We start from the raw sequence: 21,425 nt of genomic DNA on the forward strand, positions 1-21,425 counted from the left end.
AACCACTCCTTATGCAATGATGTCTCGTTTATTTTCGTACTTCTCATAAGATTTGTTTGTGACAATGTCTTTTAAAATCTGCACTGACTGCCATACTTCCTCATAGGAATTGTATAGCGCTACCGGTGCGAGGCGGATACCATTCGGTGCACGGAAATCCGGTACAACCCCATATTCTTTTAATGTTTTACAAATTCTTGCCGCCTCGTCATGCACTAAAAACAGATGGCCGCCACGTGTGTCATCAAGCGGATTACCGAATGTAAACGTATTTGGCAACTCCTGCTCAATACAATCCATCATAAATTGTGTCAACGCAAGAGATTTTTCACGAACCGCTTCGATGCCGACCTCTTCAAACAGCGACAGTGCGCCTTCAATCGGTGCCAGGCTCAATATATGCGGTGTACCGATCTGGTAAGCCCCTGCATGCGGTGCAGCTGTAATTGTTACATCCAGATCAAACTGTTTTTCCTTAGCCGAGCCAAACCACCCGGCCAGTCCCGGTGCTGTTCCAAAATGCTTTTCATGCACGAACAATCCTGCAACAGAGCCCGGACCACCGTTCAAATGCTTATAATTGCACCAAAAAGCAAAATCCGCGCCGATTTCATGAAGATGATGAGGAACAGAACCGATTGAATGGCAGAGATCAAAACCGACCAGTATGCCGCGTTCATGTGCTGCTTCCGTAATCGCCTTTAGGTCCAACACTTGGCCACTGCGGTATAGGACAGCCGGCAGAACCGCAACCGCCACATCCTCGGTCATCGCCTCGATGATGGCTTCTGTCGTAATCGTTTGCCCGTCATCACTTTTTACGAGCTTCATACTGCTTTCCGGCAAATTGTGCAAAGCAATTTGACTGGCAATCGCATACAAGTCCGACGGAAAGTTCAGTTCGTCTGCCAAAACTTTATAGCGTGCCGCAGTCGGTTTGAAAAACGTGGCCAACAGCTGGTGCAAGTTTGTTGTTGTCGAACCAGTCAGCATTACTTCTTCACTTTTGGCACCTATTAAAGGAGCGCACATCGCAGACAGCTTTTCCGAGAAATAAAACCAGGGATGCTCCCCATTTGTCCAGCCGTCGATGCCATAATCTTTCCACGAGTCAAGCAGTGTATGCACCGACTGTTCCGCACGCTTTGACAGCAACCCGAGCGAATTGCCGTCCAAGTATATCTGTCCTTCTTTTTTATAAAATTCATCTGCATACTTCTGCAGTCCATCCAATTTATCGAGTTGTTTTGCTTTTTCCAACGTCGTCATGCTTCCACCCCTTCTAGTAACTTATTAATATCGTACGGGGGATAGTAGCGGTTGTCAAAGTATTCTGAAAGATAATCAAATAAAAAAAGCCTACCTTTCGTATAAGGTAAGCTAGTAAAATCATATCCATAATAATCCGTACATTATTATTAAGAAATATAATTTACTTATTATAAATTGCACCATTCGCCACTTTTTCTTACCGTATTTTGCTTCTAAAAGAATATTTATCAGTGCTGACAACAATAAAAACGCGATCAACTGAAACAAATGGAGTTGAGGAACCGAAACAAACAACACAAGAATCAAAAAAGTAAGAATCTCCACTACACTTTGCCAATAAGTAGAATGTGTCGGGAGGTGGCGTTTCGGATCTTCAGGGTCCCTCAGCTTTTTGCTCACCCGATTCATTGCAAAAATCAATAGAATAAAAACTACTATATTGATGATGGAAGAAATATTACCGTCAGCCGGTTCATGTAATTCGATCATTCCCCGCAAAGTTTGATCCTCTAATAGATATCTCTGCCCTGTTCCTATATCCCGGTAATACGTTGCTTCACTTCCATGGAATTCCTGGAGGCGCATGACCGTGTTATCTTCAAACTGCAACCGGTAGCTTTTATCAATATAAGGTTCTTCCATGATAATATCTGTTTTCTGCAGCTGTTCCAATAAAGTTTCCACGGCTTTTAAGGTTTCTTCATTTTTTACTTTTTTTACACCTGCCTGCAGTGTGGATTTGGGATCCCCTTCCCAGTCCATATAATAAACCGCTTGCAATGCACTGCTATCCGGATCGTCAGAAGTGGTCTGCTGCTTTTGCGGAAATGTACCGACTAAAAACAGCGTGATGCATGCGATGGCAATCATCACGGCAGGGATTTGCCAATGAAAAGGTTTAGAATCGAGGCGTTGCTGAATTTTTTTGAAGTCTTCTGCCCTTTTTTCCGGATCGACTTGAATCTTTTTAAGCTCCCTTAACTTTTCTTCTTCAAACATCCTCTTCCCCTCCTAACAGTTCCCGTAATGCTTTTAGACCGCGTGCCGTATTATTTTTCACTTTCACTTCACTGCAGCTTAAGATCATTGCCGTCTCTTTTACTGAATACTCTTCTATATAGCGCAGCACGATTACTTCACGATAATTCCATTTAATTTGCTGGAGGGCGTCATACAGTTTTTCATTTTCCGCATTTCGCTCGACGATTGCTTCCGGCAGATCTCCAACTGCTACCGGCTCTGTTTTCAACTGAAAAAAGCCAATAATCTTTTTCCTTCGAAAATGGTCATATACAAGGTTTCTGGCAATTTTCAGTAAATAAGTCCGTTCGTGTTCGGTATAATTTTTTTGATAAAAGCGGTAAAAGGTTTCTTGCAGCAGATCATGTGTTAAGTCTGTATCATTCGTTAAATAGCGTATATATTTATAAACAGCGTCGTAATGCACATCAAAAATTTCCCGTCTCAACCTTACAGCCCCCCCTTCCTCCTTAAAGACGATCGACCATTCATTTGGAATCACTTAGACAAAATAAAAACCCAGGCAAATTTTCGTTTGCCCGGGTTCTCATCATTACACACCCATTTTACGACGGGTATTGCTCGTTTTCTTTGTTTGTTGGCTCTTCATCTTCTTCGTTGATGTGTCACCCTTTAAATTACCTTTGTTGCCGGCTGCATTGTTTTTCTTCGCTTCCAGCTGTTGCTTCACTAATTCCTGCAAACTTAATTTCTTTTTTTCATTTTGTTCAGACATATTCAGACCTCCTCATCAATCTACTTTTCTAAGTATAATCCGTTGCCGCCGCATTTGTAAAAGAAATGATGTAAATTACAGCATAAAAAAACATCTTGAAACTTGCACTCGCTCCAAAATGTTTTTTAACTTAAGAACTGTACGTTACTTCCTGTGATGAAAGATTGAAATAATACCCTAACCCGCTTTTAGTTTTAATCCACTTCGGTGAGCTCGGTTCTTCTTCAATTTTTTCGCGAAGCCTGCGTATATGTACATCGACTGTACGGCGATCCCCTTTTGTAAAGTCCAGTATATCAATAATTTCCTCACGCGATTTAATATTGCCAGGCTGATCCAGCAAATGAAGCAGCAATTTAAACTCGCGCTTTGTCAAAGGAATTTCCACTTCGTCTTTATACACTTTGAACATGACTAAATCAACACGAAATGGTCCGATCAGCATTTGGGAGACACGCTCTTGCTGCTGTAACTCTCTTTCATATCGTTTTAAATGTATCCTTAAGCGAGTAAGCATTTCACGGAATCCGAACGGTTTTCGGATATACTCTGTCGCCCCCATTTCAAGCGCAAGCACAATATCCAATTCATCCGTACGCGCACTGATCATAATGATCGGAAAATCATGCTTGAAGCGGACTTGACGGCAAATCTCGATTCCTTCCATATCCGGAAGCATCCAATCAAGCAGCATCGCATCCGGTTCAAATGTTTGGATAGCATCCAATGCCTCTTTTCCCGTCCGGACACTATGGACTTCATAGCTATCCTTTACTAAATAAATATGCAGTAAATTCACTAAATTTTCGTCATCTTCAACGACTAATATTTTTTTCGTCATTAATGATTCCCCGCTTCTCTAATCAATTACGCCTCGGTGTAACTATGTCCAGATTCCGTTCACGCTCGTGCAATGAGTCCTTTACCAAATCTGTGACATCCGCCGGAGGCATTAACTTCTTTCAGCAGGCATTTGGACACCCGATGAAAACAGACCAAAAATTAATATCTTCTATCTTATAGTCGGACTCTGTGCCTGCTGCTTCACAAGAAAATTAATTTAAATCAAATAGCTGCCCTTTAATAAAGTAAGCTGTAGATTCCGCCATATTTGTAATATGATCGGCTGCACGTTCAACAAAACGGTTAATGAATAACAATTGCAATGTTTGTTCGATTTCCTGAGGGCTTTCTTTTAAATACTCAGTTAAAAGCGCATAGTTTTCATGATTTTTTCGATCTACAATATCATCAAGCTCGCCTACTTCTTTCGCCAGTGCAATATCCGCATCGATAAAAGCTTTCATTGATTTTTTCAGCATATCCATCGCGACATTTTTCATTTCAACCAATGAAGTCCTATCTAAAATTGTATCAACTTTACTAATGCGAATCGTCGCTTTTGCTGTATTTACCGCAAAGTCTGCAATTCTCTCGATATCCGACGACATTTTAATGACACTGATAATTCGGCGCATATCACGGGCTACCGGCTGCTCTTTCGCCATCAGCCATATCGCCATTTGGTTGATTTCATTTTCCAGATCATCAATGTAATTGTCCCCTTCAATGACATCCAGTGCCAGCACCATATCCTGCTCCTGAAGGGCTTTAAATGCCTTTTCCATCGCTACAACCGTCATGTCGACCATTTCACCCATTTTGTCCTGCAATTCAAGCATGTTCTTTTCGAAATTTTCGCGAATCATTCCCAAATCCCCCTTTTATCCGAATCGTCCTGTTACGTAATCTTCTGTACGCTCATCTTTTGGCGTTGAAAAAATAACATTCGTATCATCATATTCGATGACTTCCCCATTTAAGAAGAATGCCGTCTTATCGCTAATACGCGCTGCTTGTTGCATGTTGTGCGTTACAATAACAATTGTATAGTCTTTTTTCATTTGTGTAATCAGTTCTTCTACTTTCAATGTAGAAATCGGGTCAAGTGCAGAAGTCGGCTCATCCATTAAAATAACGTCCGGCTTCATAGCAATTGCTCGTGCGATACAAATACGTTGCTGCTGACCACCAGAAAGGCCTAATGCTGATGACTTCAGACGATCTTTTACTTCATCCCAGATTGCTGCACCGCGTAAAGACTCTTCCACAATCTCATTAAGGATTTTTTTATTTTTAATTCCCTGCATACGTGGACCATAGGCAACATTGTCATAGATGCTCATCGGGAACAGATTCGACTTTTGGAAAACCATCCCGACTCTTGTACGAAGCCTAATAACGTCACTTGATTCATACACATTTTCACCGTCGATGTGAATGTTCCCGATAACCCGTACACCGTCGATCAGATCATTCATACGGTTTAATGTGCGTAAAAATGTTGATTTACCACAGCCTGAAGGACCGATCAATGCCGTTACTTCTTTTTCTTTAATGTCCAGATTAACATTGAACAACGCTTGTTTTTCACCATAATACAGGTTTAAATCATTTACTTTAATTTTTGTTGGTAAAGCGCCCGTAGAAGTCGTCGTTGATTTAAAAATTGATGCTTCAGAAATAGTCATAGTCATATAGGTTTCGCTCCTTTTAATAGTCCGCTTTGTTTAATTTTTTCGAAATATATGTTGCCGTTAAATTCAATACTAAAATTATGACGATTAAAACAATCCCGATTGCCGCTGCAAGTCCGATATCGCCGGCTTCCTGTGTTACTAAATACGAGTGGACCGTCAATGTGCGGGCAGATGAGAAAATACTTGATGGCATTGCCGCCACTGTCCCTGCTGTCAGGAAAATCGCTGCCGATTCACCGACAATACGGCCGATCGATAGGATGATTCCGGATAAAATTCCCGGCATTGCACTTGGCAAAATTACTTTGATCAATGTTTGTAATTTCGTTGTTCCTAATGCCAGCGAGCCTTCACGATATGTTGCCGGCACTGTTTTCAATGCTTCTTCTGTCGTACGGATGATGACCGGCAATACGATAATCGTTAATGTTAATGATGCTGCAATGATCGACATCCCCAGCTTTAATATCGCTACGAAGAATACGGCACCGAATAAACCGTAAATAATCGATGGAATCCCTGTTAAACTTTCTGTCGCATAACGAATGATGCGTACGAGACGTCCCTGCTTTGCATACTCGTGTAAATAAACAGCTGCCAGAATTCCGATTGGTGTTGCGATTAAAAGTGAAATGACAATCGTTAAAATCGTAGTGACGATCATCGGGAATATCCCGCCGCCACCTGTTGGCGAATAATCACCGAATATAAAATCAAAACTGATATATGAAAAACCCTTATAGAAAATATAGCCAACGATTACAACTAATACGGCTACTGATACGAATGCGGAACCCCAAAGCAAGCCGCGAAACATATTATCTTTAAATTGTCGCATGTTACTGAGCTCCCTTCGCTGTAATACGTGCCAGTACAAAGTTTAAAATTAAGATGAATGAGAATAATACAATCCCTGTTGCAAACAGCATTTCCTGATGTGTTCCTGCCGCATAGCCCATTTCAAGTGCAATGTTTGTCGTCAATGGACGCACACTGTCAGTCAGGCTTGTCGGGATGATCAACGAGTTTCCTGCAACTAAAATAACGGCCATCGTTTCACCTAATGCACGGCCTAGTCCAAGAACGATTGCTGCCATAATACCAGATTTCGCAGCCGGTACAACAACTTTAAAGATTGTCCCAATTTGTGAAACACCTAAAGCAAGTGAACCTTCACGATATGTTTTCGGCACTGCACGGATCGCTGTTTCAGCAACTGTTACAATTGTCGGTAACATCATGATCGCCAATACTAAAATGACGGCGATTAAACTTTGTCCGCGTGCTAATCCCAGATTGTCCTGTAAAAACGGTACAATAATCGCTAAACCGAATACCCCGTATAATACGGACGGAATACCAGCCAAAAGCTGAATTGCCGGTGATACGATTTTAGCTACTGATTTCGGCGCAATCTCCGCCAAGAAAATCGCTGTTAACAATCCGATTGGTACCCCGATCACAAGTGCCCCGATCGTTGCGTAAATTGATGCAACAATCATCGGGAAAATACCGAATTTGTCTTCCGATGGTACCCAATCACTGCCAAAAAGGAAGTCGAAGAAGCTATAGCCGCCTGTTACAAATGGGTTTGCACCTTTATAAAATACGAATCCTACGATTAGCAGTAAGCTCACTACCGATAGAAGCGCACATGCTAAAAATATTTTCGATGATAAGCTTTCTAAAAAGTATTTTCGCTTATTGCCTTTGCTTATTTGCTGTTCTACTTCGTTTCTGTTTTGTGTGTTCACAAATTTATCCTCCAGCACTAATTATTTCGTTAATGGAATCGCTCCAGCTTCTTCCACAATCTTTTGCCCGTCAGCAGTTAAAATGTAATCCATAAACTTTGTTGCTGCTTCCGGTACGCTCTCTTTATAAACGAATAGGAATGGACGAGATAATTTATAATCGCCAGCCAAAACATTTGCTGCTTCTGCTTTTACTCCGTTAATGTCCATCGCTGAAACAGTTTCATCGATATATTCGAATGAAATGAATCCTACCGCATGTTTGTTCATTGCAACCGTTGTTTTAATATTTCCGTTTCCGCTTGCTACGATTGCATTACGAATCAGTTCACCTGACTCATAGCCGACGATTTCCTGGAATGCATCGCGTGAACCGGATCCATCTTCACGTGAAACAACGACGATTTCCATATCTTTTCCGCCAACATCTTTCCAGTTAGTGATTTCGCCTGTGAAGATTTGTTTCACTTGTTCCATCGTTAGGTCTTTAACCGGATTTGATGGATGTGCCACAACGACGATTCCGTCATAGGCAATGATCAGCTCCTGAATTCCGGAGGCGATTTCTTCCTGCTTCAGATCACGTGAGGACATCCCGATTTGTGAAACATCGTTGATCGCATTTGTAATTCCTGCTGATGAACCGATTTGATTTATTTCAATTTTTACGTCTTCTGTTTCTTCATATTTTGCTGCTAATTTCTCTGCTAAAGGCCCGACCGATGTAGAACCTGAAATCGTTACTAAATCTCCGCCCCCAGATGATGACTCCGAAGAATCTTCATTACTGCAAGCTGCTAATACTACCATTAGAATTGTTAACCCAATGAAGTAACATGTTTTTTTCAACATACTTCACTCCTCCATCAACATGAATGTTTTCTACCTGCTTTAACAATACATTCATAAAATTAATGTCATGTATTAAACTTGTAAACCTTATGTAAATTGTGAAGAAACGGTCTATTTATTATGTAAAATCATTCAGTTAAATCTGAAAATTTAAAATAAAGCGCGGGAATTGTAAATATTTATGAGATTATTTAACAAGTTGGAGGGAATTTTTATGAGGAATTAAATAATTTGTTTTTAGGGAAAAGAAAATATGTCGATATTATGTGCAAATATCTCATTCCCCATGTAAGGGAATCAGAAAGAAGCCGATTTGCAATGAATATTTAGAAAAATCTATTTACACTGCATTTACAAATAGCTGTTTTGTTTACAAAAAAGAAAAATGCATCCCTATTAAGAGATGCATTTAAAATCTATTTTACTGCAGCTTCCGATTCTAATAATTCAATCGCTTGCTGTACTTCTTCTTCCGTTAAGTTGTGACGGACGATATAACGATTGCGTTCATGTTTAGTACATTCGATTGTACAGCCACCTAAATGCTTCGCTTCGTTCTCCTCTGATGCAATGATTTGCTCATTGCATTCAGGGTTAGCACAATTAACGTAGCGTTCACATGGTGTTCCATCAAAGTGGTCACGACCGACAATAACATGTTCCACCTGGTTGATCGGCACTGTCAAACGCTCATCGAATACGTACATTTGACCATCCCAAAGCTGACCTTTAGCAACCGGATCTTTACCGTATGTTGCAACGCCGCCATGTAATTGACCAACATCGCCGAAACCTTCACGCTTCATCCAGCCTGAGAATTTTTCACAGCGGATTCCGCCTGTGCAATATGTTAATACATTTTTACCTTCGAATAATTCACGGTTTTCACGGACCCATTGCGGCGTGTCACGGAAATTCTTTACTTCCGGACGAATTGCACCGCGGAAGTGACCGACATCATATTCATATGTGTTACGTACATCTAGTACGACTGTATTTTCGTCCTGCATTTCTTCCAGGAATTGCTCCGGAGATAAATAGCGACCCGTTAATTCATGCGGGTTCACATCTTCTTCCAAGCCTAAGTGTACAAGCTCCGGACGTGGACGTACATGCATTTTTTTGAATGCATGGCCTTCTGCCGGGTCAATTTTGAAAACAATCCCTTTGAACAATGGATGTGCTTCCATCATATCGATATAGCTTTGAGTTTGTTCAATCGTACCTGAAACCGTACCGTTAATCCCTTCACGGGCAACTAAAATACGACCTTTTAAACCAATTTCCTTACATGCAGCTAAATGCTCTTCCGAAAAAGCAGCTGGATCTTCAATCGTTGTGTAATGATAATACAATAATACTTGATAATTCATTTTTTTCACCTATCATTCAATATATTTGCAGGATATACCTGATAGTTTAAAACTACCTTACAATGATACGCGATTTCCGGTAAAATTGCCATCATTAATTAGGCGGAGGTTTTTAGAAATTATTAACTATTCTATTTAACATTGATATAATGTTTGAAAATACTATTCAGAATAGAGGGATTACAAAAATGGGCTTTCTAATCTTTCCACTACTAATCATCATAACTTTTACCGCATTGGCAATTGAAAGAATCCTAAAAGACATACGTTCACAAAACAAAGAAATCATTGAGCTGTTAGCAAAATCTGATGAAGATAATAATTGACTGCCGTAAATTAGATATGTTGAATCATCTCCACTCTATTTCCAAAAGGGTCTCTAAACTCAAACCGTTCATAATTAGGGATAGGTACGGAGTCCAAAATCTCAATTTCGTTTTCCATCAATACGTTTCTCCAATAAGAAATATCTTCAACTTCGTAGGCGAGATGTGCTTTAGTTGTGAGCCGGTTAAAGCCATCTTCTGTCCCTACATGTACTTCCCGGCTCCCTACTTGCAGCCAAAAGCCCCCTCGCCCCTCCAGTGCAGAAGGATTTGAAATTTCATTTAACCCTAGAACTTTGCAATAAAAATCTTTCCCAGCATCCTCAGTACCTTTGGGAATTGTTATTTGTGCATGGTGTAAGCCAATAATCATTTGGTTTCCTCCTCCAGAGGTTTTTCTCCTTTCATAATTTTACTTCTAATAAGACATAAACAAAATGACAGGTTATTTATGTAAACCCATAACTTTTCCTTATCCTTCTTAAATGCTAGTTAAATTTTACAAATACTAGCACTTAGGGTTTAGGTGAGAAATTTTTTTATTATTATCCTATTACTTAAATACCATTAAATTCAATAAAATGGTATAATATGTATCGGAGTAGAAATACATTTTTATCCTACATAAAAGAGTGAGAGTAATGTTTTTGTACTAACTTAGAAGCATTTGCGGAAGGATATAACATATGACAACAGAAGTTTCGATTTTACCTATACAATCCGGTTTTTTAATTGACGATCGAATGATATCAGCAGAGGTTCTTCATGAGGAACCGCTCATTGTAAAGTTTTCGAATGTTTTAAGTGATGAGGAATGTCAGAATTTAATCGATTGTGCTTCTTCTCGTTTGGAAAGATCCAAACTGGCAAAAAAAGAAGTAAGTCCGATTCGTACGAGCAGTGGTATGTTTTTTGAGGAAAATGAAAATCCGCTTATTTCAGTAATCGAAAAACGGATTAGCAGCCTGATGCATCTTCCTCTAGAACACGCCGAGGGTCTGCAAGTTTTACATTACGAACCCGGTCAGGAATTTAAGGCGCATTTTGATTTTTTCGGTCCAAATCACCCTTCAAGCAGTAATAATCGCATTAGCACGTTAGTAGTCTACTTAAATAATGTGGAAGAAGGAGGCGTTACAACGTTTCCTAATTTGGGTATCGTAACTGTACCGGAAAGAGGTTCAGCGGTTTACTTTGAATATTTCTACAATGATCATAAAATAAATGAATTAACCCTTCATAGCGGTGAACCCGTAATACGGGGAGAAAAATGGGTTGCTACCCAATGGATGCGGAAAAAACAAATCCGCGACGTTTTTAATCCTTTTCAAAAGGATTTATATTAAATACGATAGATGTGAAGGAAGTGACGAACTATGGTGGAACTCCTAAACATACAAGAAAACAAATGGAATGACAGTCATCGTCCTTGGCCGCTGCCAAATTTGCCTTGGGGGATGAAACAAACGTGGAGTGATCTGTTATTCGCCCATTACCCGGTTAAATACGAAGTGTTGCGGAAGTTAGTTCCGAATGCGATGGAATTAGATGCATATGATGGTGTGTGCTGGGTTGGTGTTGTTCCGTTTCGCATGTCCGGTGTGAGACTCCGGGGATTGCCGCCTGTTCCCGGCACCGACGAATTTCCGGAACTTAATGTGCGTACCTATGTAACGATTGATGGAAAACCGGGTGTATACTTTTTCAGTTTGGATGCGGATAATTGGCCGGCTGTAAAAGGGGCCCGCACATTTTTCCATTTACCTTATCATTTCGCTAAGATGGATATTAAAAACTTCGGGAATACCGTACTGTTTGAAAGTAAAAGACGTGATGAATCAGACATTGTATTCGCGGCCCGTTATAAACCCATCTCCGATCCGTTTCTAGCGATAAAAGGGAGCTTCGAGGAATGGATCACCGAGCGTTACTGTTTCTACACATTAAATGCTTCAGGTGACCCGGTGCGCTGTGATATTTTGCACCATCCGTGGATTTTACAACAAGCAGAAGGTGAAATCACCCTAAATACAATGCTGTCCAAGCAAGGGATTATTGTGGAAAATGACCTGCCAATCCTGCACTTCTCCAAAAAGATCGATGTCCGCGCATGGCCATTAGTAAATCCTGCTACCGGCCGATTACGTTTTTAGAAAGACGAAAGAGGCCGGGACATAACCCAAAAATGCAATTTTTCTTTAAGAGAAAAATTGCATTTTCTTGCTGAACGTTAAAATTGATTTCCATTCCAGGACGCTTTCCGCGGGCGTGGCCAGCCAGCAGGGAGTATCAAAATTTGTTTTCTGACAAATTGGGATTTTGCCATCTGCATATCATCAATAACTGGTTTTCCTTCAGTTCTGCAGTAAGGCTTCCGTTCATTTTTTTCATTAAGCTTTTTGCAATAGATAAACCAAGTCCCGTACCTTTTCCCTTTCTAGATTGATCCACTTTATAAAAACGGTCAAACAGGAAAAAAAGATCTTCTGTTTTTAATTGAGAAGCAGGATTGCTGATTATAAGCTCGACAGATGACAAGGTACTTCTAAGCGTAATTGTTACATTGCCAGTGGAATGTTTTAAAGCGTTTGTAATTAAATTTTCTATTACCCTCTTTACTGCAGAAGAATCGCCCTTTACAATAATTTCCTGCTCAGGAATATGAATGGTCGGCTCGATATTTCTTCGATTGAATTCTTCATAAAATCCAACCAAGACTTCCAAAACCAAATCATTTAATTGAACGGATTCCACCTTTAACGGATAATCTGCCGACTCAATTACGGTCAGCTCAAAAAATTCTTCCAGTAACACTTTTAGTCGCAACGCCCCATTTTTCACAATCAAAATATACTCTCTTCTTTTTTCAGATGGGGTATTATCATCCTCCAAAAATTGAATATACCCCAATATTGAAGTCATCGGTGTACGAATATCATGTGAGATATTTGAAATTGCCTGCTTTAATTCATTTTCTGTACGTCTTTTTTGTGCATCGGCTTTCTTTGTCTCGTCAATCTGAACATTAATTTCCTCGGCCAGTTTCTCTATATCGTTATCGAAAAAAGCAAGACTGATTTTCCTATCTATACCGAGAGTGCTTCTCTCCTGTAATTGTTCAGTAACACGACGTATTTCTTTTTTCAGAAATAGAAAACGGATGAGGATCATTACTGTGATTAATACAGAAATTAACGCCACATAAATCATTTTCCTCACCCGCCCTTCATTTATTTTATTTCTTTTTTATAAAATAAGATGCTCCCTAAAATTCCGAGAGCTGTAAAAGTAATAACAGGAACTGCAATCAGTTTCACCATTTCAGCACTGTGAACAGTATCGTAATTGACAATATCCAAAAATAACTTAAATACAGAATAGTTGAAAATGACTTCAAATATCGGGGATACACTGCTCAATAAATATAAAACACTATCAAAAATAATGAAGAAGATCAGCATGAAGCCGATTGCCTTACCGCTATCCGTAAAGATTGTGGCAAACAAAGCCATCATTGATGCAAATGCGATTGCATAAAGAATCGTCAATCCGATTGTTCCTATAAAGTACCCGAACTCCGGCATCCCATTGAAATTCAAGACAACCGAGACAGCTCCCGTAAAAATAACAGGAAATATCAATGAGATTAAAACCGCACCAATGGAGTAGATGATCAATTTTGCAAAATAAAGGCGGAACCTGCTATTTCCTGAAGCAGCAATCGTTTTCATCGTACCGATTGAATATTCGCTGGATATAAAGAAGCCGGCTAATATACATGGAACAAGTCTTATAACATAGTTGTTTCCCTGCAGGATTGTATTTTGATAAAAATCCATCACTTTAATTGAATCTGCTCCGTCATCAAATACAATTAACAAAGGATAAGAAAGACTAACAGCAGTCAGAATGATGATCAGAGTCCATAGCGAACGGTCTTTCTTCAATTTAAACCATTCAGCTTTCATTAAATTATCCATTTTGCATACCCCCAATACGGTTCATAAAATAAGATTCCAGATCTTGTCCCATTGGCATGAATTGTTCAATGACCAATCCCTCATTAACAAGAGCCGTAGAAACCTTTCCGGGGGTATCTACATAGTGGTAGAGTTTAATACAGCCATCCGGCATGACTTCAAAGTTATTTGTCGAAAGCATCGTTTCAATAACAGTGGCAGCCATTTCAGGATTATTCACTTTAATATGCAAATATTGCTGACATTTTTCATTTAGCTCATCCACCGTTATTTGTTCCAGTAAATCACCTTGATGAATGATTCCATAATGGGTCGCAAGTAAATGTAATTCACTCAATATATGGCTGGAAATTAAAATCGTCATACCATATTCCTGATTTAATTTTTTCAATAATTCACGTATTTCAACAACGCCCATCGGATCCAGGCCATTGATCGGTTCATCAAGAATTAAAAATTCAGGATCTCCAAGTAACGCAATGCCGATTCCAAGCCGTTGTTTCATACCTAATGAAAAGTTCTTCGCTTTCTTTTTCCCGGTCTGCTGAAGGCCCACTATCGCAAGCGTTCTTTCTACACAATCTTTCCCCGGAATGCCTTTCAATAGCCGGTGTGCTTCTAAATTTTCAGCAGCGGTCATATGCGGATATAATGCCGGTCCTTCTATAATTGTGCCGATTCTTTTCCTCGCCTTAACCAGTTCCTGACTGTCGCTGTGCCCCAACAATTCAATGGACCCGCTAGTTGGACTGGCCAGACCCGTAACCATTCGTATAAGTGTAGATTTCCCCGCTCCATTTGCTCCGATAAAACCATAAATGGAGCCTTTTTTAATGGATACGTTCACTTTATTTATCGCAATCTGATTTTTGAATTGTTTTGTTAAATTACTTGTTTTTAGTACGTAATCGCTCATAAAACTTCCCTCCTCAACTTGATACACTCAGTATAGAAAGGAAACATTAACAGTCTCTTAAGAAAAATCTAAAGAAAGTCTTAAGTTTTGAGCCGATAGCCAATTCCCCAGACCGTCTCGATATATTGCTCATCAGGGTTGATGGATGCCAACTTGTTTCGTATATTGCTTATATGGACATTGATTGTATTGTCATCCCCATAGAATACCTCTTTCCAAACACTTTCAAATAAATTTTTCTTTGTGAAGACTTTTTTCGGAGATGATAATAAAAGAACCAATATCTCATATTCACGGGCTGTAAAACTTAGTTCCTCTCCTTGTACATATACCGTTCTTGCTTCCGAATCAATTTCAATATTTTTATAATGCAGTTTCGTCTTGTTTGAGAACTTATTAATACGCTGGTATCTTCTTAGATGAGATTCTATTCGGGCAGAAACTTCTTCATTGTCGAAAGGCTTTGTAATATAGTCGTCTGCTCCTGTTCTCAGCATGCCTACTTTTGTTTGCTGATCCAATTTTGCAGAAATGATGATTACCGGAATATTACTTTGATCAGCTATTTTTGAAAGTATTTCATCTCCAGACATCCCCGGAAGCATCAGATCAAGCAATACCATATCCCAGTCCTTATTTTGCAGATAGAGTAGCGCTTCCGTCCCGGAAAAGGCCGGCTGTGCGATGTAACCATTTTTTCTGACAATATCACAAAGTAACTGGTTTATCGCATCGTCATCCTCTACTACTAGAATCCTTACTTGTTCCTCCATAAGTTGCCGCTCCCTTCATTTAGAATATAATAACCGTAAAAAGAAAATAAGCGCTACTCCTATAAATCGGATAGCGCCCATTAGTCGAAGAAATAAAATTATAATTTATGGACAACTCTATTCGAGTAATGCCTGTAATATTCCCTGCTTAATATTCGGAAAGGAAAAATAACCTCTTACGGTCATCTTACCGAAGAGGTTATTTTTTATCAAACTATATTATTTTTTATAAACCACATTTCAGCTGTGCACCACAGTTTGTACATGTGTTGCAGCCGCCCATTTCCTCTACCGTACCTTGACGGCAAACCGGACATGTATTGCCAACTTCAGAACCGATTGTCACGTCTGTATCTGTCAACGGTTTGATTGTATCCACCAACACCACTTGACGTTTCACTTGGTCTTCTGTTTGTTTTAATTCTTCAAACTCTAATTGCTCATCTGAATTTGCTTCTTCAGCTTTTAAAGTCAGTACTTGTGTATCACGAGATCCATCGACATACACTGTACCACCTTTCGCACCGCCTCGGTATAGACGCTCATACACTTTTTGTACTTGCTCTACGCCATAGCCTTTTGGTGCATTTACTGTTTTCGAAATCGATGAATCAATCCAGTTTTGAATGATGCACTGAACATCTGCATGTGCTTCAGCAGAAAGCTCCATTGATGATTTGAACCAGTCCGGTAAATTATTTTCATCCACACCCGGATTCGCATCTAAATACTCTTTTACAATCTCAGCTTTCACTTCAATAAACTTCCCTAGACGACCTGAACGGTAGTAAGTGAAGCTGAAGTAAGGTTCAAGCCCTGTTGCAACTCCGACCATTGTACCTGTACTCACTTTTGTTACTCTCTAATTTTAGAGGGCGGGACTATTATTACCCGCTCCATATGTCGCCATATGGGTCAGACTATATCATCAACCATTTTAGAATGTCTCTTACGATGACACGGGAATTCACATAAAGAAATTAAATTTGAAAGCTGATTCGCTTTCTTCCAGTCCCCGTTAAATTGTTTAAAAGGAATAATGTGATGTACGGAAAGCTCCTGTCCATATTCTGCTTCTGTAATTCCGCAATCCTGGCAAGTATACTCATCTCTTGCTCTAACCTTCCTCCGTTGGCTATACCAATTAGGCCCATAATATGACACCCTACCACCTGTCCATGTACCACTGTTAGCACCAGAAAACAGTTCTTTCTCGACATAATAGATGGACATACATGTTCCAGTACAAAAGTTTAATTTTCTAATAGTAGAGGGAGTTTTTTCAAATTTCTTATGACAATTACTACAAGAAACAATAATTCGCTTACGATATTGTTCCTTTCCTCTAATACCATTAGCTTTTCCTAAACATCCTTTAGAACAAAACTTCGCTGTATGCTCACGATTTTTAGGTACAATAAAAAATTGATGACAGGTTAGACATTTAACTTCAACATCTTTTCTTAAATGCTGATTAATTAAATGACCATTTTGTATTTGATATAGTTTTTTACAATTTATATTGCAAAAGTTTGTTTTATTAATGTTAGAAGGTTTCCTCAATATTTTTTGTTTACAATAAGTACATGAAATCAATTCTTTTTTTGACATTTCACTCCAAAATTGAGGTGGATTGCTTTTTTGATACTCTGTTTTACAGATTCTAGAACAATATTTCTTCCGTTCAAATTGACTTGGTTTTACATTAATCTCTTTTGCACAATTAAGACAATTCTTTTTCATCGAATCACCCTTCACCTGTTTTATTAATTATAAAACAAGAACAGGAGTTCGTAAAATTAATGGTGCTCGGCGTGTAGTCGTTGAGGGGTCAGCCACGACTTCCCTGCGGATTGTCTGGTAGATAATTTCTTATCAACACTTTTACATTTTTACCTTTTTAAGGCTGGCAAAGCTAGGTAGTAAAAGATACGCCAGGGTTTCCCGCATACAGCCAAGTTTACGCTACATTTTTACAAATGTACGGGGCAACTTGTTTACCCGTAGGTGCAACCGTCAATAAATGCGAGTTACGAATACCATTTGCCACAATATTTTCGCGAATATGCTGCGGCATTTTTCTCATGAAGCCTGTGTTAATGAATGCTTCACGTAAACGTGCTGTTTCAGCTTCTGTTTGTCCTTCAAGGAACGGGAAGCTGCCGCGCTCTGTTGCCAGTTCAACTGACTCTTCATACGCTGCAACCGCAATTGTTTTGAAGATTTCATCAACAAGTGCATTGCCTTCTTCAGAGCCGTACTCTTTTTCACAGTAGATCAGCAAGTCGGCAAGACCCATTACACCAAGACCAACCCGGCGTTCGCCCAGTGCCTGCTTTTTGTTTTCTTCCAGGAAATATGGTGTTGCATCAATTACATTATCCTGCATACGTACGCCAACTTTTACCGTCTTGCGTAACGCTTCAAAATCAACTGTTTTCGTTTCTTTGTCTGCAAACTTCGCCAAGTTAACAGCAGCCAAGTTACAAACAGAATATGGTGCTAATGGTTGTTCTCCACACGGATTTGTCGCAACAACTTTCTGACCGTACGCTTTTGCGTTTGTCATGTCGTTTGCGTTATCAATGAAGAAAATACCAGGTTCTGCTGCATATGTTGCGCAGACATTGATTAGATTCCACAGTTCTTTCGCTTTGATTGTACGATACGTACGAACCGGATAACCAAGCTTCTCCCATTCACGAACATCGCCAACTTCATGCCATTTTTCGTTGTAGTCCAGCATTTGAGCCGGAGTGTAGTTCTCTACATCCGGGAAGCGTAATTCGAAGTCCAGATCTTTTTCTACAGCATCCATAAACTCTTTCGTTAATGTCACCGAAATGTTTGCGCCTGTCAGGAAATCCGGGTTATGGACTGAATACGTTCCGCCATCACGCAGTTTCGTTTCAGCGTCGCGAATAATCGCTTCGTTAAAACCGCCAAAACCTTCAATATTTTTATAGTTCACAATGCCTTGATACATCGCATCTTCCTGCTGTGTTAAAGGCTTGAATTTTAATTTTTCTTTTGCCAGGCGAATAATTGATTCATCTGCTGTGTTCTCGATCAGATAACGCAGAATACGCGGATTTTGCATTTTTGAAATGATGAATTCCACAATATCCGGATGCCAATCTGCCAGCATAATCATTTGGGCCAAATTATCTTTGGCGGACCGTTACTTCCGCGCTCTCTATGTCACCATAGAGTTGAGACCATATCTTACGTATTTTATATACGTCCTCGCACTTCGGAGTGACTTCACCCCTACTCTACTCACTTCCACAAATTGTGTGTTTTCGATGGTCGTTGAACCTTCTCCTTCAGCGGAGCTTGGCTGCTGATTGTCTTTGTCCCACGATCATTTTCAAGCATTCACGCTTACCATTTCTAGTTACGTTGTAGCTGATCGTGCATATAAAGAGTTTCCAGCAATTCACGAGGTTTTTTTAAAGACGAGGCACCCATATTATATACTCATACCACGTCTCGACCCACCTTGCTCAACAAGATGTGTCAGCTTGGCAATATCATCAAGCCAGCTTACCGATCCGCTTGATTTACCGTTTACACCGCGCGCCAATGTGTTGCGTGGGCGAAGTGTTGAACCGTTCGTACCGACACCGCCACCACGGCTCATAATTTCCATTACTTGCTTGCGGTGATCACTAATGCCTTCACGGGAATCGGCTACAAATGGCATAACATAACAGTTGAAGAATGTTACTTCTGTTTCCGAACCTGCCCCGTAAATTACACGTCCTGCAGGGATGAAGTTCATCGACACAAGCTCTTCGTAAAACTTCCCGAACCATTCCTGACGCTTTTCTTCTGTTTTTTCAACTGAGGCTAAACCAGTCGCATTACGTTTCGCAATCTGTTCATAAAAAATTTCGAGCGGCTTTTCAATAATATCCAATGACCGTTCGATAATGCCTGTTTCTTGTTCTTCGCCTTCCAATACGTGACGGTAATCTTCATCAATTTTAATAAGGGCGGTTTTCTTTTCCTGATTAATCGAATGAATAATGCCAAGTCCACGCGCCGGGAATTTCGGATCTTGTTTTACTGTCAAAACAACAAAATCCCCTGTTTTTAATGTTTTCTTTTCCGTATCTTTAAAAGAATAACGGTCAATCATTACAAGACGAGATACACCTTTATGCGTAATATGCATATCCGGTGTAATCGGGTGCACTTGAGGAAATTGCTCAATATCTTGATTTAATTGATTGACTTGGATGGATTGTTCTAAAACACTTGCCACCGCGTAAGCCCCCCTTTGAACGATTTTGTAAATTCCATTCCCTACATTTTTCTCCAATAAACACTTTTATATACAATATATTGTGTTTTATTGGATATTTTTATTCTATATGTAGGGTTAAATGATTTCATTTAAAAAGATTACAATAAATCTTTTTTTCAAACAAGGGCTTGATTTTTTATTCTTTTTGTTGAATCCATCTATATCAACGTTTCGGGTATGAAAATTTTTTTACAAAAAACAAAAACACATGTTCGCAATCTATTTTTTGAAATTCCAGTCATCTGTTAAATATTTTTTTTGCATCAATTGTTCTACATATTGGGTTTGCTGCTCCGATAATTCATAAGGAATTAGTTCTATGTCCAAAGCTGCTTCAAATCCTTTGGAAAATGCATTCACACATTGTTCGATTGTAAATGGTGTGTCGACAAACTGATTCATCGCCACTGCTTTTTCGGGTAACTTTTTACGCATTCTCTCTTTTGCTTCGGCCGTAGCAAAATTAAATACTGATAGCAGCAGTTCTTCGTTCAGGTCCAGTAAAATAGCGCCATGCTGTAAAATGACACCTTTTTGACGTGTCTGCGCACTGCCGGCCACTTTTTTTCCTTCGACAACAAGTTCATACCAGCTTGGCGCATCAAAACATACCGCACTTTTCGGTTTCTTCAAATCATCCAGCTGTTCCTTCGTCTCCGGCACACTAAAATAAGCATCCAATCCCAAAAGACGGAACCCTTGTAAAATCCCTTCGCTAATGACGCGATATGCCTCTGTAACGCTATCGGGCATATTTGGGTAGCTCTCTGTCACAATCACTGAATATGTAAGCTCCTGGTCATGTAAAACGGCACGTCCGCCTGTAGGTCGACGGATGAAACCTAAGTTTTGCTTTTTTACAGCTTCTAAATTAATATCTTTATGTACTTGCTGGAAATAACCGATAGATAATGTTGCAGGATTCCACTCGTAAAAACGAATAACAGGCGGTATTTCCCCTTGGCTATGCCAATCCAGCAATGCTTCGTCCAGTGCCATGTTATAGGCCGGGCTGCACGGACCCGAATTTATAAAATACCATTGTTTTTTCATAATTTCTCGCCTCCACCAATTCATTTTAACAAACTCGCTCGACTAACTCTAGTTCATCTCTTATAATAGATAGTACAGAAAGAAAGGGGTAATATCGCAGTGACAATTTTATATACGATACTAGTAATTTTAGTAGTAATCGTTGCTTACGTAGTAATCAACTCTATGCGCTTAAAAAAATCCGTAACAAACTTAACACAAGAGCAATTTATTGAAGGTTACCGTAAAGCACAATTAATCGATTTACGCGAACCTAAAGAATTCGAAGCGGGACACATTTTAGGTGCTCGAAACATCCCGATGACGCAGCTTAATACACGTCATAAAGAAATCCGTCCGGACCTTCCTGTATACCTTTACTGCCAAAACTCTGGTCGTAGTGCACGAGCTGCGTTGACATTAAAGAAAAAAGGCTATAGCCAACTTTTCCAATTACAAGGCGGTTTCAAAACTTGGACAGGTAAAGTTAAATCGAAAAACTAATTCTAAAGCTCTCTACATTGTAGGGGGCTTTTTAA

Annotated in this window: 22 protein-coding genes and 2 pseudogenes; 3 read left to right on the forward strand and 21 right to left on the reverse strand. The window is 39.7% G+C overall.

All coding sequences use genetic code 11. The annotated features are described in order from the left end of the window. Window positions 1–9: 9 nt before the first annotated feature. From kynU to MKZ25_RS11820, 12 genes are all read right to left on the reverse strand, one after another. A complete protein-coding gene (gene kynU / locus MKZ25_RS11765) occupies window positions 10–1,269 on the reverse strand; it encodes a kynureninase (RefSeq protein WP_340801667.1) in 1,260 nt (419 codons plus the stop codon). Window positions 1,270–1,389: 120 nt separating this feature from the next. Next, entirely contained in the window at window positions 1,390–2,271 is an 882-nt protein-coding gene (locus MKZ25_RS11770) for a signal recognition particle (RefSeq protein ID WP_340801668.1), read from the reverse strand. After that, entirely contained in the window at window positions 2,264–2,740 is a 477-nt protein-coding gene (locus MKZ25_RS11775; protein WP_340801669.1) for an RNA polymerase sigma factor, read from the reverse strand. Before MKZ25_RS11775 ends, MKZ25_RS11770 begins: the two co-directional genes overlap by 8 nt. Window positions 2,741–2,845: 105 nt before the next feature. Continuing rightward, window positions 2,846–3,028, reverse strand: coding sequence for a hypothetical protein (locus MKZ25_RS11780; protein ID WP_008404313.1), 183 nt, complete (start codon window positions 3,026–3,028; stop codon window positions 2,846–2,848). Window positions 3,029–3,158: 130 nt separating this feature from the next. Beyond that, window positions 3,159–3,869 (reverse strand): response regulator transcription factor, encoded by a 711-nt coding sequence (locus MKZ25_RS11785; RefSeq protein ID WP_340801670.1) that lies wholly within the window; start codon window positions 3,867–3,869, stop codon window positions 3,159–3,161. 214 nt (window positions 3,870–4,083) lie between these two features. Then, a complete protein-coding gene (phoU, locus tag MKZ25_RS11790; RefSeq protein ID WP_340801671.1) occupies window positions 4,084–4,737 on the reverse strand; it encodes a phosphate signaling complex protein PhoU in 654 nt (217 codons plus the stop codon). A gap of 15 nt (window positions 4,738–4,752) precedes the next feature. After that, window positions 4,753–5,565 (reverse strand): phosphate ABC transporter ATP-binding protein PstB, encoded by an 813-nt coding sequence (gene pstB, locus MKZ25_RS11795; protein WP_340718713.1) that lies wholly within the window; start codon window positions 5,563–5,565, stop codon window positions 4,753–4,755. A gap of 16 nt (window positions 5,566–5,581) precedes the next feature. Further along, the gene (gene pstA / locus MKZ25_RS11800) at window positions 5,582–6,406 is read right to left on the reverse strand and encodes a phosphate ABC transporter permease PstA (protein ID WP_340718714.1); all 825 of its coding nucleotides are present in this window, start codon (window positions 6,404–6,406) and stop codon (window positions 5,582–5,584) included. A gap of 1 nt (window position 6,407) precedes the next feature. Then, window positions 6,408–7,322: a phosphate ABC transporter permease subunit PstC gene (gene pstC / locus MKZ25_RS11805; RefSeq protein ID WP_340718715.1), complete on the reverse strand. Its 915-nt coding sequence runs from the start codon at window positions 7,320–7,322 to the stop codon at window positions 6,408–6,410. 21 nt (window positions 7,323–7,343) lie between these two features. Next, window positions 7,344–8,174, reverse strand: coding sequence for a phosphate ABC transporter substrate-binding protein (locus MKZ25_RS11810; protein ID WP_340801672.1), 831 nt, complete (start codon window positions 8,172–8,174; stop codon window positions 7,344–7,346). 416 nt (window positions 8,175–8,590) lie between these two features. Then, window positions 8,591–9,547: an oxygen-dependent tRNA uridine(34) hydroxylase TrhO gene (gene trhO, locus MKZ25_RS11815; protein WP_340801673.1), complete on the reverse strand. Its 957-nt coding sequence runs from the start codon at window positions 9,545–9,547 to the stop codon at window positions 8,591–8,593. A 336-nt stretch (window positions 9,548–9,883) separates the two neighbouring features. Further along, complete coding sequence (locus MKZ25_RS11820) at window positions 9,884–10,246, reverse strand: VOC family protein (protein WP_340801674.1); 363 nt, start codon at window positions 10,244–10,246, stop codon at window positions 9,884–9,886. A 313-nt stretch (window positions 10,247–10,559) separates the two neighbouring features. On the opposite strand from MKZ25_RS11820, the gene MKZ25_RS11825 reads away from it, so the two are divergent. After that, on the forward strand, window positions 10,560–11,219 hold the full coding sequence (locus MKZ25_RS11825; RefSeq protein WP_340801675.1) for a 2OG-Fe(II) oxygenase: 660 nt from the start codon (window positions 10,560–10,562) through the stop codon (window positions 11,217–11,219). Window positions 11,220–11,249: 30 nt separating this feature from the next. Then, window positions 11,250–12,026: a YqjF family protein gene (locus MKZ25_RS11830; RefSeq protein ID WP_340801676.1), complete on the forward strand. Its 777-nt coding sequence runs from the start codon at window positions 11,250–11,252 to the stop codon at window positions 12,024–12,026. A gap of 136 nt (window positions 12,027–12,162) precedes the next feature. Here the strand turns inward: MKZ25_RS11830 and MKZ25_RS11835 are convergent, their stop codons facing one another. From MKZ25_RS11835 to MKZ25_RS11875, 9 genes and pseudogenes are all read right to left on the reverse strand, one after another. Then, window positions 12,163–13,083: a sensor histidine kinase gene (locus tag MKZ25_RS11835; protein ID WP_340801677.1), complete on the reverse strand. Its 921-nt coding sequence runs from the start codon at window positions 13,081–13,083 to the stop codon at window positions 12,163–12,165. A gap of 20 nt (window positions 13,084–13,103) precedes the next feature. Further along, window positions 13,104–13,853: an ABC transporter permease gene (locus tag MKZ25_RS11840; protein WP_340801678.1), complete on the reverse strand. Its 750-nt coding sequence runs from the start codon at window positions 13,851–13,853 to the stop codon at window positions 13,104–13,106. Then, the gene (locus MKZ25_RS11845) at window positions 13,846–14,769 is read right to left on the reverse strand and encodes an ABC transporter ATP-binding protein (protein WP_340801680.1); all 924 of its coding nucleotides are present in this window, start codon (window positions 14,767–14,769) and stop codon (window positions 13,846–13,848) included. Before MKZ25_RS11845 ends, MKZ25_RS11840 begins: the two co-directional genes overlap by 8 nt. Window positions 14,770–14,849: 80 nt before the next feature. Next, window positions 14,850–15,542 carry a response regulator transcription factor gene (locus MKZ25_RS11850; protein ID WP_340801681.1) on the reverse strand — a complete coding sequence of 231 codons (693 nt, stop codon included), beginning with the start codon at window positions 15,540–15,542 and terminating at the stop codon, window positions 14,850–14,852. 226 nt (window positions 15,543–15,768) lie between these two features. After that, window positions 15,769–16,389: pseudogene (locus MKZ25_RS11855) on the reverse strand (response regulator SirA); the annotation flags it as partial. Window positions 16,390–16,457: 68 nt separating this feature from the next. Beyond that, window positions 16,458–17,285 (reverse strand): HNH endonuclease, encoded by an 828-nt coding sequence (locus tag MKZ25_RS11860; RefSeq protein WP_340801683.1) that lies wholly within the window; start codon window positions 17,283–17,285, stop codon window positions 16,458–16,460. Window positions 17,286–17,502: 217 nt separating this feature from the next. Further along, window positions 17,503–18,705, reverse strand: a complete 1,203-nt coding sequence (locus MKZ25_RS11865; RefSeq protein WP_445326867.1) for a hypothetical protein — start codon at window positions 18,703–18,705, stop codon at window positions 17,503–17,505. Window positions 18,706–19,026: 321 nt separating this feature from the next. Next, window positions 19,027–19,812: pseudogene (locus MKZ25_RS11870) on the reverse strand (ribonucleotide reductase N-terminal alpha domain-containing protein); the annotation flags it as partial. Window positions 19,813–20,073: 261 nt separating this feature from the next. Further along, entirely contained in the window at window positions 20,074–20,907 is an 834-nt protein-coding gene (locus MKZ25_RS11875; RefSeq protein ID WP_340801684.1) for a lipoate--protein ligase family protein, read from the reverse strand. 99 nt (window positions 20,908–21,006) lie between these two features. Here MKZ25_RS11875 and MKZ25_RS11880 point away from each other — a divergent pair, with 99 nt between their 5' ends. Then, on the forward strand, window positions 21,007–21,390 hold the full coding sequence (locus MKZ25_RS11880) for a rhodanese-like domain-containing protein (protein WP_079527702.1): 384 nt from the start codon (window positions 21,007–21,009) through the stop codon (window positions 21,388–21,390). The last annotated feature ends 35 nt before the right edge of the window (window positions 21,391–21,425 follow it).

It is taken from the genome of Solibacillus sp. FSL W7-1464, from assembly GCF_038004425.1.
GTDB lineage: Bacteria > Bacillota > Bacilli > Bacillales_A > Planococcaceae > Solibacillus.

Excerpts from the sequence above, each read along its gene's own strand:
- MKZ25_RS11780 (WP_008404313.1), bottom strand. The coding sequence starts at position 3,028 with ATGTCTGAACAAAATGAAAAAAAGAAATTAAGTTTGCAGGAATTAGTG.
- MKZ25_RS11810 (WP_340801672.1), bottom strand. The coding sequence starts at position 8,174 with ATGTTGAAAAAAACATGTTACTTCATTGGGTTAACAATTCTAATGGTA.
- trhO (WP_340801673.1), bottom strand. The coding sequence starts at position 9,547 with ATGAATTATCAAGTATTATTGTATTATCATTACACAACGATTGAAGAT.
- MKZ25_RS11770 (WP_340801668.1), bottom strand. The coding sequence starts at position 2,271 with ATGTTTGAAGAAGAAAAGTTAAGGGAGCTTAAAAAGATTCAAGTCGAT.
- kynU (WP_340801667.1), bottom strand. The coding sequence starts at position 1,269 with ATGACGACGTTGGAAAAAGCAAAACAACTCGATAAATTGGATGGACTG.
- MKZ25_RS11850 (WP_340801681.1), bottom strand. The coding sequence starts at position 15,542 with ATGGAGGAACAAGTAAGGATTCTAGTAGTAGAGGATGACGATGCGATA.
- MKZ25_RS11840 (WP_340801678.1), bottom strand. The coding sequence starts at position 13,853 with ATGGATAATTTAATGAAAGCTGAATGGTTTAAATTGAAGAAAGACCGT.
- MKZ25_RS11845 (WP_340801680.1), bottom strand. The coding sequence starts at position 14,769 with ATGAGCGATTACGTACTAAAAACAAGTAATTTAACAAAACAATTCAAA.
- MKZ25_RS11785 (WP_340801670.1), bottom strand. The coding sequence starts at position 3,869 with ATGACGAAAAAAATATTAGTCGTTGAAGATGACGAAAATTTAGTGAAT.
- MKZ25_RS11825 (WP_340801675.1), top strand. The coding sequence starts at position 10,560 with ATGACAACAGAAGTTTCGATTTTACCTATACAATCCGGTTTTTTAATT.
- pstA (WP_340718714.1), bottom strand. The coding sequence starts at position 6,406 with ATGCGACAATTTAAAGATAATATGTTTCGCGGCTTGCTTTGGGGTTCC.
- MKZ25_RS11875 (WP_340801684.1), bottom strand. The coding sequence starts at position 20,907 with ATGAAAAAACAATGGTATTTTATAAATTCGGGTCCGTGCAGCCCGGCC.
- MKZ25_RS11830 (WP_340801676.1), top strand. The coding sequence starts at position 11,250 with ATGGTGGAACTCCTAAACATACAAGAAAACAAATGGAATGACAGTCAT.
- phoU (WP_340801671.1), bottom strand. The coding sequence starts at position 4,737 with ATGATTCGCGAAAATTTCGAAAAGAACATGCTTGAATTGCAGGACAAA.
- MKZ25_RS11820 (WP_340801674.1), bottom strand. The coding sequence starts at position 10,246 with ATGATTATTGGCTTACACCATGCACAAATAACAATTCCCAAAGGTACT.
- MKZ25_RS11860 (WP_340801683.1), bottom strand. The coding sequence starts at position 17,285 with ATGAAAAAGAATTGTCTTAATTGTGCAAAAGAGATTAATGTAAAACCA.
- MKZ25_RS11835 (WP_340801677.1), bottom strand. The coding sequence starts at position 13,083 with ATGATTTATGTGGCGTTAATTTCTGTATTAATCACAGTAATGATCCTC.
- pstB (WP_340718713.1), bottom strand. The coding sequence starts at position 5,565 with ATGACTATGACTATTTCTGAAGCATCAATTTTTAAATCAACGACGACT.